Here is a 431-nt window from a genome sequence, read left to right as displayed (position 1 = left end):
GCCTGGACCTACACCGCAAGCTCGGCCCACAATGAGTTCGTCGCCGGCCAGCAYTAYACCGAGAACTTCGAYGTGGTCAGYGCCGACGGCACCCACACCTCGGTCGCCATCGACATCCTCGGCACCAACGACGCGGCGGTTCTCTCCTCTGCCTCGGTCAACCTGACGGAAGGCAACACCGCAGCGGCAATCAGCACCTCGGGCACGCTGACCATCTCCGATGTCGACAGCCCTGCGACCTTCGTCGCCCAGGCYGGYACTGTCGGGACCTAYGGCACCTTCGCCATCGATGCGGCAGGCGCCTGGACCTACACGGCCTCGTCGGCCCACAACGAGTTCGCTGCCGGCACCACCTACACCGACACGTTCGATGTCGTCAGCGCCGACGGCACCCACACTTCGGTGACCATCAACATCGACGGCACCAATGA

General features: G+C 64.9%; 1 protein-coding gene. It reads left to right on the top strand.

Translation table 11 applies throughout. From position 1 onward, the window contains the following. Positions 1-431, top strand: a 431-nt coding sequence (locus tag AC1DPX_RS35160; protein WP_477242620.1) for a VCBS domain-containing protein, incomplete at both ends; no start/stop codon positions are given.

The organism is Mesorhizobium sp. 01N446, from assembly GCF_056399285.1.
The sequence above is the reverse complement of the archived record's forward strand: the minus strand, read 5'-3'. Positions and strand labels throughout refer to the sequence as shown.